The sequence below is a fragment of the Bacillus sp. AFS031507 genome, assembly GCF_002584635.1.
GTDB lineage: Bacteria > Bacillota > Bacilli > Bacillales > Cytobacillaceae > Neobacillus.
This window is the reverse complement of record NZ_NUOW01000024.1, coordinates 1-15,627: the sequence shown is the minus strand read 5'-3', so window position 1 is coordinate 15,627 and position 15,627 is coordinate 1. Positions and strand designations below refer to the sequence as shown.

Annotated in this window: 12 protein-coding genes; all 12 read left to right on the top strand. The window is 39.3% G+C overall.

The features are described from left to right. Positions 1-128: 128 nt before the first annotated feature. Positions 129-2,213, top strand: a complete 2,085-nt coding sequence (locus COE25_RS20085) for a glycoside hydrolase family 3 protein (RefSeq protein ID WP_218964332.1) — start codon at positions 129-131, stop codon at positions 2,211-2,213. Positions 2,214-2,613: 400 nt separating this feature from the next. Then, positions 2,614-3,639 carry an ROK family transcriptional regulator gene (locus COE25_RS20080; RefSeq protein ID WP_098933865.1) on the top strand — a complete coding sequence of 342 codons (1,026 nt, stop codon included), beginning with the start codon at positions 2,614-2,616 and terminating at the stop codon, positions 3,637-3,639. Between the two features lie 43 nt (positions 3,640-3,682). After that, entirely contained in the window at positions 3,683-4,915 is a 1,233-nt protein-coding gene (locus tag COE25_RS20075) for an MFS transporter (protein ID WP_098933864.1), read from the top strand. A gap of 201 nt (positions 4,916-5,116) precedes the next feature. Continuing rightward, positions 5,117-5,506, top strand: coding sequence for a cupredoxin domain-containing protein (locus COE25_RS20070; protein ID WP_098933863.1), 390 nt, complete (start codon positions 5,117-5,119; stop codon positions 5,504-5,506). A gap of 377 nt (positions 5,507-5,883) precedes the next feature. Further along, the gene (locus COE25_RS20065; protein WP_098933862.1) at positions 5,884-6,591 is read left to right on the top strand and encodes a DNA alkylation repair protein; all 708 of its coding nucleotides are present in this window, start codon (positions 5,884-5,886) and stop codon (positions 6,589-6,591) included. A 333-nt stretch (positions 6,592-6,924) separates the two neighbouring features. Next, the gene (locus tag COE25_RS20060) at positions 6,925-7,500 is read left to right on the top strand and encodes a hypothetical protein (protein ID WP_098933861.1); all 576 of its coding nucleotides are present in this window, start codon (positions 6,925-6,927) and stop codon (positions 7,498-7,500) included. Positions 7,501-7,635: 135 nt separating this feature from the next. Further along, positions 7,636-8,694, top strand: a complete 1,059-nt coding sequence (locus COE25_RS20055; RefSeq protein WP_098933860.1) for a PrsW family glutamic-type intramembrane protease — start codon at positions 7,636-7,638, stop codon at positions 8,692-8,694. 364 nt (positions 8,695-9,058) lie between these two features. Beyond that, entirely contained in the window at positions 9,059-12,241 is a 3,183-nt protein-coding gene (locus COE25_RS20050) for a glycoside hydrolase (protein WP_098933859.1), read from the top strand. Positions 12,242-12,432: 191 nt separating this feature from the next. Beyond that, positions 12,433-13,464, top strand: coding sequence for a LacI family DNA-binding transcriptional regulator (locus COE25_RS20045; protein ID WP_098933858.1), 1,032 nt, complete (start codon positions 12,433-12,435; stop codon positions 13,462-13,464). A gap of 253 nt (positions 13,465-13,717) precedes the next feature. Next, the gene (queC, locus tag COE25_RS20040) at positions 13,718-14,371 is read left to right on the top strand and encodes a 7-cyano-7-deazaguanine synthase QueC (RefSeq protein ID WP_098934037.1); all 654 of its coding nucleotides are present in this window, start codon (positions 13,718-13,720) and stop codon (positions 14,369-14,371) included. Positions 14,372-14,374: 3 nt separating this feature from the next. Then, positions 14,375-14,851, top strand: a complete 477-nt coding sequence (gene queD, locus COE25_RS20035; RefSeq protein ID WP_088087171.1) for a 6-carboxytetrahydropterin synthase QueD — start codon at positions 14,375-14,377, stop codon at positions 14,849-14,851. Continuing rightward, a complete protein-coding gene (gene queE / locus COE25_RS20030) occupies positions 14,848-15,576 on the top strand; it encodes a 7-carboxy-7-deazaguanine synthase QueE (protein ID WP_088087172.1) in 729 nt (242 codons plus the stop codon). The genes queD and queE overlap by 4 nt, the downstream gene beginning before the upstream one ends. Positions 15,577-15,627 lie beyond the last annotated feature (51 nt).

Genomic DNA, 15,627 nt, shown 5'->3' with positions numbered 1-15,627 from the left:
TCATTTTTCCACAATTCTTTCGTTTTGCCTCGGGTTGAGAGGATAATTTTTTCTAATAAAGAAAAAATTAGGTAGATAAGGGAGACTAAAACATCAACCAACATGAATGATTGAATTGAGGGAAATGGATGAATTTGAAACGAAGAAAGGTTCTCACTTATTTAATTACAATGGTTTTATCTTTTCTTTTTATCATACCTTCGGTGGATGCCCAAAATGTTAAGCCAGAGGTCTTGGTACGAGTAAAAGAAACACTTACTGTCAATGGAAAAGTATTTAAAGATTTAAATTCAAATGGAAAACTTGATGATTATGAAAACTGGGAGTTACCAATAGATAAGCGAGTCTCTGATCTTGTATCCCAAATGACACTTGAGGAAAAAGCCGGACTAATGATTATACCTGAATTTCATGAAATTGAAGGGTCAAAGATGGAACAGCCGAATAATACGATTGATCAACATGCACGTTATTTTGTCTATCGTAAGACACCTAGTGCTGATGTTATTGCCAATACAAATAATATACTGCAAGAGAGAGCTGAGGGAACAAGATTAGGAATACCGGCAGTTCTTATTTCAAATCCGCGAAACCATTTCACTATGATCGCAGATATTACAGATTTAAAAAAAGCAGAAGATTACTATGTACCCGCAAAAGATGGTCCTGATCATTTTTCCATATGGCCAGATTCCTTAGGACTCGCTGCAACCAGAGACCTTGATTTGGTTAGAGAATTTGCTCAAATTGCACGAAAAGAATGGATATCTTCTGGTCTTCGTAAAATGTATGGCTACAATGCTGATGTTGCAACACAACCGTTATGGCCAAGGATCTTAGAAACATTTGGAGAAAGTCCTAAACTTGTGTCAGATATAAACTATTCGTTAATCAAAGGTTTTCAAGGTGAAGAACTTGACAAAAACAGTGTTTCTTTGACTACAAAGCATTTTCCTGGTGGTGGATCAAGATATTTGGGGAAAGATCCACATTTTGAGGAAGGAAATTTTAATATTTATCCAACAACAGGTAGCTTGCAAAAGTATCATCTGCCACCGTTTAAAGCAGCCATTGAAGCTGGAACAACTTCAATACTACCTTACTATGCATATCCAAGTAATAAAAGTGCAAATCAAGGGCTTCCTCCCTATAACGAAAAACAGCAATTTGAAGAAGTCGGTTTTATTTTTAACAAAGCTTTTTTAACCGACATATTGCGCGAGAAACTTGGTTTTATAGGATATGTCATCTCAGATACGGGGGCAATAATTGATATGGCATGGGGTGCTAAACAATTGTCGAAGGAAGAAAGAATTGCTAAAGCATTGGAAGCTGGAGCAAATATTTTTTCCGGACAGAATGAAACACAGCCATTAATAAATGCAGTAGAACAAGGTTTGGTAAGTGAGGAGAAAATCAATCGATCCGTGGCATATTTGCTCACCGAAATGATGGATTTAGGTTTATTTGAAAACCCCTATGTGGAACCGAAAAGGGCACTTCAAGTGGTAAATAATCCGGAATCAAAAGAAAAGGCAGACTTAGCCCATCGGAAGTCTATAGTCTTATTACGCAATGATCAGAATCTTTTGCCCCTAAATGATAAAAAAATAAAAGATTTGAAACTTTATGTCGAGTCGTTCCCAGCTGGTGTACAGAATGCAAATACGATTGCATTTAAAGAAACCATTCAGAAATATGATCCGGGCATCACTTTGACGGATCATTTGGAAGAAGCCACACATGCACTTGTTTGGATAACTCCCAAACAAAATCTTCTTTCAAAGCAACCATTGATTTCCATAGGACCGAATACGCATATTCATAATAAAAATCGGATGATCAAAATACAGAAAACTGTACCGACTATTACTGCCATCAACTTTAGTAGTCCTTGGCTGATTCAAGAAATTGAACCGAATGCAGCAGCTGTCATTGGAACGTTCGGAGTGAAAACGGAAGCTTTAATTGATGTGATTCGTGGGAAATTTAATCCGACGGGGAAACTGCCTCTAACAATTCCAGCAAATCAGGAAGCCGTGGCAAACGACAAGATGGACGTACCAGGCTTTGATGAGGCCCCTTCCTATGCATACCAAGCAAAATTTGGTGACAAGTATCGTTACGGTTTTGGACTATCCTATAATACAGAGCATAAGGAAGCAAAGTCCGGCGGTATCGGTGAATTCTTGAGTAGAATTTTCAAAAATTAAAAAGAAGTGGACCAAAAGGCATGATCAAGGCTATCTCAAAAGTAATTAAAAATGAATCTTACATTCGATGTAATAAATAATAATTGCAAAACACGGCATGTTGATAAAAAGGGTAAAACAAAAAGTTATATCCTAAAAAAAATTAAATGCTTATTAAACTAAAATTGCTCGTTAGCCATTCATTCAGCACTGATTTTTGCGCTTCATGGATGGCTAACGAGTGCTAGCGCTCAAAGAAGGGTCGCTTGTATACAGAGCCATTCCATTAAAGATCTCCATTGTTTCCGGTAAAATGATATGCTATATTATTAACATGACTTATTAAAGAGATTTAATAAGTTTTTTGATCGATACTTATTAAAGTTCTTTAATAAGTGCATTCTAATAGGCGGTGACCCTTATGAACACGACTCCAAAATCGATAGGGAAGGAAATCCTTCGCGGTATTCGTAAATCTCTTTTAGAACTTGGGAGTGCAACAAAAGTTGAACTTAGCGATAAATTAGGAATTAGTTTTCCTACCATAAGTAAATTCTTAACCCAGATGGAAAAGGATGGTGAACTGATTTCAGTCGGTCTTGATGATTCGAGTGGAGGAAGAAGGGCAAAAAGATATACATATAATCCAGAGTATATGTTAGGTTTGGCAATCTTTTTAGAGAGGACAGAGACAAATTATATTGTCTTTAACTGTTTAGGTGAAGTGAAGGATGTTGGAAAAACCTCAAGTCTCTTAGTAGATATAGATTTACGATTATTAATCTACTGTGTTGAAGAGATAAGGGAGAAATATCCAAAAATAAGTTGTGTATCCATTGGTGTACCTGGTTCCGTAGATAATGGACGGATTATTTATATACCAGGGTATGAACACCTTCAAAACTTAGATTTGAAGGGATATTTGGAAAGTCGTTTCTCAATACCTGTTGTAATCGAGAACGATATGAATGCGGCGGTGCTTGGATATCACGATAGTAAGGGAAATAAGAAAGATAAATCCCTTGTTTATTTATATTCAGGTCAAAATGGTCCAGGTGCTGGAATTATGGTCAATGGAGTCGTGGTACGAGGCAGTACTAATTTTTCAGGAGAGGTGTCATTTGTTCCACAGTACGATAACCAAAACTTTGGCCAGGCTTTGCAAAATGAAAAAAGGACTAAGGGAGCATTTATATGTGAGGAATATGAGATTGACGCCATTAGCAGATTAGTAGCTTCCTTTGTATCTATTATTAATCCTTATACCATTATTTTTTGCGATGATGAAGTCAACCAATTTATCCTAGACCAAATTTTAGACCGAAGTGCAAAGTATATTCCAGCAGAGCATCTTCCAGAACTGATAATGAGTGATTGGAAACAAGATTATTTATTTGGATTACAAAGTCTTGGTCTTGATCTCATGATCACCAGAATAAACAACTAAGACAAATCAATACCTATTATAAAAATTTAAAGGCGGGGTTATATTGGCTACATTCTTTTTAGTAATTATCTTCATGGCTTTTATCAGCTTGGGTTTACCTGATTCATTGTTGGGAGTGTCATGGTCTTTGATGCAATCGGAACTTGGAGCTCACTTTGAGACAGCCGGATTGCTTTTTATGACAATCGCTGGGGGAACGATCATTTCCAGTTTTGCTAGTGGAGTTGTACTTAAACGCTTCGGAACTGGCATTGTCACATTTTTCAGTTGTTTAATGACTGCAGGAGCACTGCTTGGGTTTTATTTTGCTCCTTCGCTTTTTTGGCTATTTATTTGTGCCATACCACTTGGATTAGGTGCAGGTGCCGTTGATTCGGGATTAAACAATTATGTAGCGACACATTACAAAGCACACCACATGAGTTGGCTTCATTGTTTTTGGGGAGTTGGGGCTACACTTGGTCCCGTAATTATGGCTCAGTTTATTTCAGGGCAACATTCTTGGAGAAACGGGTATCTTGCCATCGCTGGTCTGCAGTTTGCATTAGTTGTCATTCTTTTCTTCACTTTGCCTTTATGGAATAAGGTTAGAGGAAACAGCATTGTGAACTCAACTAATAAGACAGAAAATACAGATGATGGATTATATGGAGCAGAAGCTAAAAATCGAAAACCTTTGCAAATTAGGGGAGTTAAGCTAGCTTTGATATCTTTCTTGTTTTATTGTGGTGCAGAGTCAACTATGGGACTTTGGGGAAGTAGTTTCCTGATAAATGTTAAAGAATTATCCGTAGATGCAGCGGCAAAGTGGGTTTCCTTGTATTACGCGGGTATCACAATCGGAAGATTTATTACAGGCTTTATTACCTTGAAAATGAGTAACCGTATGCTTATTCGGGTGGGGCAAATAATAGCATTAACTGGTGCCGCATTCCTACTCCTACCTTTGCCTTCCACTTTCTCGCTTGTCGGCTTTATTATGGTTGGATTAGGATTGGCACCGATATTTCCGTGTATGTTGCATGAAACGCCAACACGATTTGGGCAGGAACATTCCCAAACAATCATGGGGTATCAAATGGCCATTGCTTATACAGGTAGTACGTTCCTGCCGCCTCTTCTTGGTTTCATTGCAGTACACTCGTCAATTGGAATCTTCCCATTTGTCATTGCAGGTTTTATTGCAATAATGCTCTTGGGTTCCGAAAAATTAAATATCAAATTGAATAGAAACAATTTATTAAGTGTAAAAAAGAAAAACTCCATAGTAAATTAATGTATATATGCTGGTGTATTAGGATTACGAAGAACAACTAGACTGGAAACATATTGTAGAAGATCGTCATTAGCGTCGATCTTTTTTCTTTGTCGATGTTTCAGATAAAAGATTTACTAATTGAAGTATTGTAACCCAATTTATAGTGATAATATTTTATGAATTGGAAAACAATAGTGCTTAGGAAAGGAGGGATTGAGAATGTATGTGAAAAAGTGGTTAACTGGATTGGTCGTTATGTTTGCGATGATTGTTGTGATGACAACTCCAGGCTCACTCGATGTATTCGCTGAATCCGGCGTCGTAACACAGCCTGTTGAGACAGTGAAAGCGATAGAGGTCGAGTTGCTCGATGATTCCTTTAATCCGAGAGTCATCACGATTCCGAATGGAATTACGACAACACTGATTTTGAAAAACCAAGGTAAGAAAGAACACACCTTCACAGTGGAAAAGCTCAGTATAGACACCGAAGTCCAGCCGGGAAAAGAAAAAACCATTACCGTGAAACCGAATAGTCCCGGTACATATGAACTGATATGTAGGTACCATTTCCAGGAAGGTATGGCTGGAAAAGTAATTGTCAAATAACAAGCAGGGCCAATCGGCCTTGCTTGTTTAATAGGCAAGACTGGAATGATTCACATTTTTCGTTTTAAAGACAGCCAGTTTATCGAACTGGCTGTTTTTGCTCATTTTTTAACCTTGCGACAGAGATTTTCTGTCAACTGCCTACGGTTGTTTTTCTAACCATCTATGTTTAACCAAAATTTTGAATTGTGGTGTTTTTTGCGAAGTATACAGGTGTCCTTTTTTAATCTAAAAACACATACTAGTAGCCTTACTCTATTCACTTCGCTTAATTCATAGTAAAATTTATTAAAATGGTGTAATTGATTTGCATGATCAAAAGGATAAAAAGTAGGATAGTTCATTTTAATGGATGAAAAGGAAGGAAGGGCAAAACGATGGATTTCGAAATGGTTATGCAGGAACTCGAAACGCTTAGCAAGGAACGAATGAAAAAGACTTACATAAGCAATGGTGCACACGAGCCGGTTTTTGGGGTAGCTACAGGTGCCATGAGGCCGCTCGCAAAGAAAATCAAGAAAAATCAGCCTTTAGCCGATCAGCTTTACGCCACCGGGAACTACGATGCCATGTATTTTGCAGGCATCATTGCGGACCCAATGGTAATGACTGAGGCTGATTTTGAGCGTTGGATGGATGGGGCGTATTTTTATATGCTTTCCGATTATGTGGTTGCTGTAACGTTGGCTGAAACTGATATTGCGCAAGATGTTGCCGATAAATGGATTGCAAGTGGTGAAGAACTTAAAATGTCGGCAGGCTGGAGCTGTTACTGCTGGCTTTTGGGTAATCGACCGGATAGTGAATTTAGCGCCAGCAAGATTGCCAGTATGCTTGATCAGGTGGAAAATATGATTCACGATTCTCCTGAACGAACAAAATCCGCTATGAATAATTTTATCTATACAGTCGGAATTTCCTATTTGCCGCTCCATGATAAGGCGGTTGAAACTGCAAAGGCAGTAGGCCCAGTAGAAATCAAGCGGGACAAGAAAAAAAGCAGTATTCTGCTTGCTTCCGAAAATATTCAAAAGGAAATTGATCGAGGGAAACTTGGTTTCAAACGCAAATATGTAAGGTGTTAGCATAGTTTGTAGTGTAACTACTCTAACTGGGAATGAGAGCTCCATACATGATGTAGAAGCTTTAAAACAATAAAATAAAAATGGCTTAGTATTCACTGTACTGAGCCATTTTTTTATGACGAAAATCTTAAGCAAAAATTCGATATCATTAAGGCTGCATTTCGAATACACGACAAATTATTCATTCTATTATGGGACTATATAATTAAAAACCATGAAAGGTGAGGAATTTTGAAAGAATTAGCAGGATTTTTGATTTAAATAAAGGAATATATTCTATATAATTTCGAATTATTCATCAATTCTATCAAGATATGAAAGAGGGTATCCGATATGAATGAAAATTTCTTTGCTGATTATAAAAACTATATTGTTGTACCGGTAGATGAAAAGCATGTTGGAAATGAAGTATTTGATCCCAAAAATTTTGAAGCCTATTATATACTAACACTGTCCATTTTTGATTCCCGTTTATCGACCTGGAAAGATGCAAGTAAATTTGAAATTGATGTTGAAAAAAGTATCAAAATAGTTCTGAGGGATTTCAATCAAATGGAGCGTGAGAAGTACCATCTTCAATTACTAGAATTTGATAAGTATAAAAACTATTTTATCTTGGCCCTTTCTTCTAAAACAAAATTTAATACAGGGGAAGAAAAGGATCGTATTAATGATCTCATTGATAAAAAAGTAACGAATCCATTTTATGTTGGGCAAAATTGGTTCAACCTCATTGGTGATAAAGGAAGAGTTGCCCGTAAACTCTTTTGCTGCTCCTTTAAGGAATATATGGCCCAGGACCAAAACCATTTAAAAAGGGAAGAAAAATACGAAAACATCAGTGAATTCATCCCTAAAAAAGGAGAAATGAAGCTGATTAAAAGCTCGTTGAAAAAGGATATTCTCTAACTGCACAGGTAACCGGTGACTTGCCTTGGCAGGTCAGCGGATTTTTGTGGATAGAACTTGTATTCAAATAATTTACCTATTATTGGGCATCCTCTATTTGAGGATGTTTTTGCTAACCAAGAGGGGTGAAGTTTTTTGAAATGCCCGCAATGTGTTTTTACCAATCCAGATGGTGTGAAATTCTGCTTAAGCTGCGGAGAAAAGTTTATTAAAAATAACACACAAGAGAATGAAAATAGCTTTTTTTATGAGTTTGCCCATTACGTTGATATGGTCCCAAGATTCCAACGATCGATTGAACCAAAATTTCAAAACATATTTTCGCGTGTTTTCCATAATCATAGCGAACTGGAAGCGGACCGGCTGTTTATCGTAGGAACTGCGCTTACGACACCAAAAATTTCGGAAGTGAAGGACACCTGGCCAAAACCATGGCTTTTTGCAAGGGTATTCATCATTTCGCTTCTTGCATTCGTAGGCTTTTATATAGGTGTGAGCTATTTTAGAAATGTGAACTTTATACCCGGACTCATTATTGTTGGTGCTTTTGCTGTTCCGTTTACAACGTTAATCTTCTTCTGGGAGATGAATGCTCCGCAAAATATTGCCTTTTATCGAGTGATATACGTCGTGATGATCGGTGGGATTCTCTCCATGTTAGTCGCACTTGTATTTTTCGATATATTGAAAAACAATATCAATCCGATAACGATTGGAATTGCTGAGGAACTTGCCAAAGCAATTACGGTCATTACGTTTGTTCGATACCGAAAATATAGATATATTCTAAACGGCCTTCTTATTGGTGCTGCAGTTGGAGCCGGTTTTGCCGCGTTTGAAACAGCTGGATATGCTCTAAGGGCACTGCTTTCTGGGGATGGTGCAACTCTCTACAACACGATCCTATGGAGAGGGATCTTTGCACCCGGCGGCCATATTGCCTGGGCAGCACTGACTGGTGCAGCATTCTGTAGAGTACAAGGAGACCATCCATTTAATCTTAACATGCTATTCCGCTTTAGGTTTTTACGCGTCTTTATCTTAGTGGTTCTGATGCATGCATTATGGGACACTCCTATAACAGGAATGTTCCCCTTCGGACAGATTTTTCTAATGCTAGCTTCATGGGTAGTTGTCTTCCTGCTCATCCGTGCTGGTCTTAAGGAAATTGGAGAAAGAAAAATAAATGTTTAAGGAGCAGAGGAGAGTTCTTCTGTTTCTTTTTTTATATTAAGCAAATGTCTTTGTAGTCCCTAAGTCCTATTTTATATAGGAACAATGAACTAAAATTATCCTTTCATATTGACAGCATCCATGGCAAATTTTATATTAATACTCAAGATAAGTATTCAGAATTAACAGACATCTATTTCAAATAGAAACCGGTTTCTATTTGAAAAAATAACAGCACGTATCCTTACTTAAAATTTATTCATACAAAACTACTAGATATATTTTTTTTCGTTAGTATAGAAACCGGTTTCTATACCAACAAATTTAGGAGGTAATCATAAAAGTAACTGTCTCAATCTAGGAAAATAGTAAAAGGGGGATTAACATGGTAAAAGCTAATTTTAAACAAATGGCTAAAAAGATTTTAACATGCGGTTCGGCCACGGCCCTTACCCTAAGTTTGCTCGCACCTGCAGCACCTGTAGCAATTGCCGCCGAAGAAGCCCAATCGAACACTGTAACAGAGAAGGTGAAATTAGACCCAAGTTATCAACAGGCACCATTTGATGGCTGGGGAACAGCACTTGTATGGTTTGCTAATATTACGGGAGGCTGGCCGGATGAAGTAAAAAATCAATTAGCCGATGCCCTTTATGGCAAGGATGGACTTAATTTTAATATTGCTCGATATAATATAGGCGGTGGTGATTCACCAGAGACCACTCCGTACATGCGTCTTGGCGGAGCAGTCCCAGGTTATTGGAATCGGCCGGCCGAATTTGGACCGCCCAATGGTAACACAGCAGGCTGGACAGAGCCGAAGAATTGGTGGGACCCTAAAAACCCTGACCATTGGAACTGGAGCGCTGATGCCAACCAGCAATGGTGGCTGAAAGCAGCTAAGTCTAGAGGGGCTGATACGTTTGAAGCCTTTTCAAATTCGGCACCATACTTTATGACGCAAAGTGGATACGTATCCGGAAACTGGGATGCAAACAAAGATAACCTGAAGCCTGATCAATACACGAATTTTGCCAGCTATTTAACGGGAGTTGTGGACCATTTACAGCAAGAAACAGGGATTAAATTTAAAACGCTTTCACCGGTAAATGAACCCAATACTAACTATTGGGGAGCCAAAGGCAGACAGGAAGGATCACACTGGGCACCGGCATCACAAGCGAAAATGATTAATGAGGTGAAAACACAATTAACCGAAAAAGGTTTGAATACCGTTGTCTCGGCAATGGACGAAACCAATCCATCAAAATTCCGATCCAATTGGGATGCCTACAATACGGAAACCCGCAATAATATTGGACAGTTGAATGTACATACGTACGGAACGGGAGAAAGAAATGGTGCCAGAGATATTGCCAAGGGTGCGGGGAAAAAACTATGGATGTCCGAGGTTGACCTAAGTGTCGGCGGCCAGAATCATGAGGACATCAAGCCAGGGATTGCTATATCAGAAAGAATCCAGGCGGATATCCAGCAGCTCGAGCCGGAAGCATGGGTGCTTTGGCAAGCAGTTGAAGATGAAGTAAACATGAGGCCTGAGCATGAAAATGGCAACTGGGGTTTGATTCAGGTTGATTTTGCCGCAAAGGATTTCAGCAATTTTAAAATATACAAAAATAAAAAATACTACGCAGTGGGCAACTACAGTAAATTTATCCGCCCTGGCGACCAGTTTATCAACACAAACAACCAAAATACCTTGGCCGCCATTGATGCGAAAGATGACTCCGTTGTCGTCGTTTATACCAATTCAACTGCGGAACAAAAAGTAGTCAACTTAGACTTATCTGGATTTGAAACGATAAATGGTACAGCATCGGCAACGCCATATGTAACATCGGCCACCGATAATTTGCAGAAAAAAGAAGACATCAAGGTAAAGGATGAAAAATTAGCAGCGGTGGTTCCCGCACAATCGATTACAACATTCGTCGTATCCGGTGTTTCTGGAGTCAACAAGGATGCCGGATTCTTAAATAATCATGATAAATACAAAATTAGCAATCTAAATAGTGGAAAGGTCCTGGATATCACTCAGGATGGCAAGATTGTGCAAAAATCCTATGACCGCGATAAAGCGAGCCAGCAATGGAGCCTTCAAAAAGTGACCAATGGATACAGCTCCAAGGAATTATATAAAATCGTCGACACCAACAGTGGCAAAGTAATTGGTGTAGAAAATGGGTCCGCTGTGGAACAAACCTATCAAAACACTGTCAGCCAAAAGTGGATGTTATCCACCTCAGGCAATCAGCAATACACTTTCATTAACGCAGCAAACGGTCAGCTGCTGGAAGTTGGCGGCGCGTCAACAAAAGAAGATGCTGGTGTGGACGTCTGGTCAGCGAATGCTGGAAAGAATCAGAGTTGGAAAATCGACAAGTCCGGAATTGTAGAAATTGAGCCTGCCAATGTCGTTGTCACGAAGAAAAAAATCGCACCGGAACTGCCACAGGAGATAACTGCTATTTACGGTGACGGGATAAAAGTGCAAAAAGCGGTCCAATGGGAGCCGATTGTACCTGATCAATATGACAGGGAAACCTTTTTTACCGTGAAGGGCACGGTAGAAGGAACGAACATCCCAGCAGTTGCCAATGTTACCGTCAGCAAAGTGGAAAGTGTCGAACCAATTAAAGTGAAAACTGTTCCAGGTAAAGCGCCGGAACTGCCTGAATTTGTTCCTGCTAAACTTAAAATCGGTACAGAAGGAAACGTACGTGTGAATTGGGAAACAATTGACCCAAGCAAGTATGAAACGCTTGCCAAATTTACCGTAAAAGGCTCGATTCCGTATAGTCCGGTTAAATTAACTGCCAATGTGCAAGTCACCAAACCGGCATTGCAGAACATTGCCTTAAACCTTCCAGGCTCTGATCAGGAGTTTCCAAAGGCAACCGCTTCCTTTACAGGACAGTATGATAAAGCCGAAAATGTTAACGATGGTGAAATCTCTTCCATTCGCTGGACGAATTGGGATCCAAACAGCTGGAGGTCAGAAGATTGGGTAGCAATTGATTTTGGGAGTGAAGATACGATTTCTACACTCGATTTGCATTTTTATGATGATGGGGGTGGAACGAGACCACCAGCATCCCTACAGCTTGAGTACTGGGATGGTACCGAATGGAAGGCCATCGATGGTACCCAATTAGATGTGAATGCGAAAAAGGACTTAACGGTGAATTTTGCACCAGTAACCACATCGAAGGTCCGAGTGGTGATGAAAGCGATGCCGAATACATGCATTGCGATTTCGGAAATTGAGGTATTTGGAAAAGGAGATGTCACGAAGGCTGAACCAAGCATTGGCGATGATGCAACACTTGAGAGCATCTTAATCGATGGGAAGCCGCTAAAGGATTTCCAACCTGACCAATTTACTTATGATGTGAAGGAAAAAGCATCGAATTCTCCTGTTGTTACTGCAGTAACCAACGACCTATTTGCCTCTTATCAGGTATCTGAAGTAGAGGACGCTGCTGTGATCACAGTAAAATCGGAGGATGGGCTCCGGACTGAAACCTATACGGTTAAATTTAGATAATCCAATTGGTCATAGTTGAGGATGCAGTAGTCCACAACTATGACTTTTTATTGCCATTTTTTCCCCCGCCTTCACGTTCACCCTATCGACTACCATCTTTCTATTAAAATAGATTACAATTGGAAGAAAGATACTTAAGATAAAACCGATTACTATATTTAGGTTTATATCTCTAAGAAGGGGGGCTTCAGTTGGACAAAAAAACGTTTACCATCTATGATATTGCCAAAGCCACAAATGTATCTCCGGCAACTGTATCGCGGGTCCTAAATGGCAATTATCCAGTCAGCAAAAAAACAAAAGAGAAGGTGCTGGCGAAAATACAGGAATATAATTTTCAGCCAAACAGTATTGCAAGAAGTTTATCAAAAAAAGAAACAAAGATGATCGGGCTGATTTTGCCAGACATCACGAATCCATTCTTTTCAAGCTTCTGCATGAAATTGGAGAAATACGCTCAAAAAAAGGGATATACGATATTCTTATGTAATTCTATGAACGATAGCGAGATGGAGTCCGTTTACCTAAAGGTTCTCTCGGAACGCCAGGTCGAAGGGATCATCATGATGGGCGGCCGGATTAATAAATCGTTAACGGATGCGGAAGATGCCGCTGAGGTGCAAGAGGTTATGAAAAAGATCCCTATTTTGATGGTCAACGGAGAGATGGACGGTGTCGATTGTTATAAAGTGAAATCCGATGAGCTGTTGGGTATGAAGATGATTGTCGAGCATTTAGTCGAAATGGGGCACAAAAAAATTGGCTTGCTGGGAGGAAAACAGGGGATCACTTCAACCGATATAAAAGTAGAGGGATTCAGGCAGAACCTGGTGGACAATGGTCTAGTTTATCATCCTGAATGGCATATTTACAGTGGTTTTTCGGTAGGAAGCGGACAAAAAGCGATGAACATGCTGTTAGAAAACAAGGAGCTGCCAACGGCCATTATTTGTATGAATGATATGATTGCCTCCGGAGCTTTAGTTGCGTGCAATCAGCAACAGATCAATCCCAAGAAATTTGCCTTTGTAGGCTATGATGATTCGTTTGTCGCAGATATCTTGACGCCGAGCCTTACCTCGATTAACCATGATTACGAAAAACTTGGCAGGGTGGCACTAGATTTAATAATCAACGCAAAAAATGAGCAAGAAGTACCCGAAGTAACAAAAGAAGTAACGATTGAACCCTTTCTCACCAAGAGGAACTCCACTGATTGGTGACTACCACGCTGCTGGCAGGAAGAATTATGCTGGTGACTTCGTTAATACTTCAAGTCATTGATTCTAAAAATGTGCACAAATAGGTGAAAAAATTGAAAAAATGGTTTATAATCATTTAGTCATTTAAAATTATATAGTTCGCATTTTGCGAAAGTGGTTCTAGCCCCCCACATTAAAAAAACTAAGATGAAGCAGCACTTCTATCTTGGGGTGCTGTTTTTTTCTATTTGAAAGGAAGTATTCGATATACATGTTGAAAAACGAAAAGGCAATTGTTGTGTTTAGTGGTGGACAAGACAGCACCACATGTTTATTTTGGGCATTAAAGCAATTTAAAGAAGTAGAAGTAGTTACATTTGATTACAATCAACGGCATAGTTTAGAAATTGTATGTGCCAAAAATATAGCCAAAGAACTTGGTGTGAAACACCATATTTTAGATATGTCATTATTAAATCAACTAGCCCCTAATGCGTTAACACGTTCAGATATTGAGGTGACTGATGGCGGCGAAGGGGAACTGCCGTCTACATTTGTGCCAGGTCGTAATCTGTTATTCCTAACCTTCGCAGGTGTTTTAGCACGTCAGATCGGTGCCAAGCATTTAGTCACTGGTGTTTGCGAAACAGATTTCAGCGGGTACCCAGATTGTCGCGATATTTTTATTAAATCACTTAATGTCACCTTGAATCTATCGATGGACGATAATTTTGTAATTCATACACCATTAATGTGGTTAAACAAAGGTGAAACATGGGCCATGGCAGATGAATTAGGAGCGTTTGAATTTGTTCGTGAAAAAACATTAACCTGTTACAATGGTGTGATTTCGGATGGATGTGGAGAGTGTCCAGCTTGCGTCTTAAGAAAAAGAGGGCTTGATGACTTTCTTAATGGGAGGTTTTAAACGATGGGTTTCAGAATCGTCGATAAACTTCAAAAAATAAATGAGGACATTCAACCTCATCAATTAAAATATCATTCGAAACGTGTGCTAGTGAGCAAGGAATTTACCTTTGATGCTTCACACCACTTGCATTGCTATGAAGGGAAATGCAAGAATTTGCACGGCCATACGTACAGAGTTATTTTTGGATTAAGTGGTTTTGTTGATGAACGCGGCTTAATGATCGACTTTGGCGATATTAAAGACATTTGGAAAAATGAAATCGAAATCTATCTTGATCATCAATACCTAAACGAAACCCTTCCATCGATGAATACAACAGCCGAAAACATGGTTGTCTGGATATATGAGAAAATGAAAGATGCCTTAGCAACAGAAGAACGTAGGAACCAATATCATGGTGCAAGAGTGGAATTTGTCCGTCTGTTTGAAACCCCAACAAGCTACGCAGAAGCGAGAAGGGAGTGGATGGAGGAATGAGTAAGATTCCTGTATTAGAAATTTTTGGCCCAACCATTCAAGGAGAAGGCATGGTCATTGGTCAAAAGACGATGTTTGTTCGGACAGCCGGCTGTGATTATTCATGCAGCTGGTGTGATTCTGCCTTTACATGGGATGGCAGTGCCAAAGAGGATATTCAGCAAATGACCGCTGAAGAAATTTGGGATGAATTAAAAAGAGTCGGTGGGGACAATTTCTCGTTTGTGACGATCTCAGGGGGAAATCCGGCGCTATTGAAAAACTTAGATGTGTTTATCGATTTATTAAAAGAAAAAGACATCAAAATTGGCATCGAAACACAAGGAAGCAGATGGCAGGACTGGTTCCTAAACGTCAATGAACTGACCATTTCACCAAAGCCGCCGAGCTCTAACATGGTAACCAATTTCGAAATATTAGATTCTATTTTTCAAAATTTAAACGACAATGATTTTAAACATCAAGTGAGTCTAAAAGTCGTCATCTTTGATGAAGCCGATCTTGAGTATGCGAAAAAGGTTCATAGCCGATACGCAGATATTCCTTTTTATCTCCAGGTTGGGAACGATGATATTACGAATTTTAATAATAATGAATTGATTCAAAAACTACTCTTGAAATATGAGTGGTTAGTCAATTGTGTGGTTTCGGACCCTCAATTGAATGATGTAAAAGTATTACCACAATTGCATGCACTTCTTTGGGGAAATAAGCGGGGCGTGTAAGGACAGGGACCATGAAGGACCATGGGATCATGGGGACGGTTCTTACAGGGT

What these genes read in the sequence shown, in the direction of transcription:
- COE25_RS20065 (WP_098933862.1), top strand. Translation starts at nt 5,884, where the DNA reads ATGGATTTCGAAATGGTTATGCAGGAACTCGAAACGCTTAGCAAGGAA.
- COE25_RS20060 (WP_098933861.1), top strand. Translation starts at nt 6,925, where the DNA reads ATGAATGAAAATTTCTTTGCTGATTATAAAAACTATATTGTTGTACCG.
- queD (WP_088087171.1), top strand. Translation starts at nt 14,375, where the DNA reads ATGGGTTTCAGAATCGTCGATAAACTTCAAAAAATAAATGAGGACATT.
- COE25_RS20080 (WP_098933865.1), top strand. Translation starts at nt 2,614, where the DNA reads ATGAACACGACTCCAAAATCGATAGGGAAGGAAATCCTTCGCGGTATT.
- queE (WP_088087172.1), top strand. Translation starts at nt 14,848, where the DNA reads ATGAGTAAGATTCCTGTATTAGAAATTTTTGGCCCAACCATTCAAGGA.
- COE25_RS20085 (WP_218964332.1), top strand. Translation starts at nt 129, where the DNA reads ATGAATTTGAAACGAAGAAAGGTTCTCACTTATTTAATTACAATGGTT.
- COE25_RS20050 (WP_098933859.1), top strand. Translation starts at nt 9,059, where the DNA reads ATGGTAAAAGCTAATTTTAAACAAATGGCTAAAAAGATTTTAACATGC.
- COE25_RS20070 (WP_098933863.1), top strand. Translation starts at nt 5,117, where the DNA reads ATGTATGTGAAAAAGTGGTTAACTGGATTGGTCGTTATGTTTGCGATG.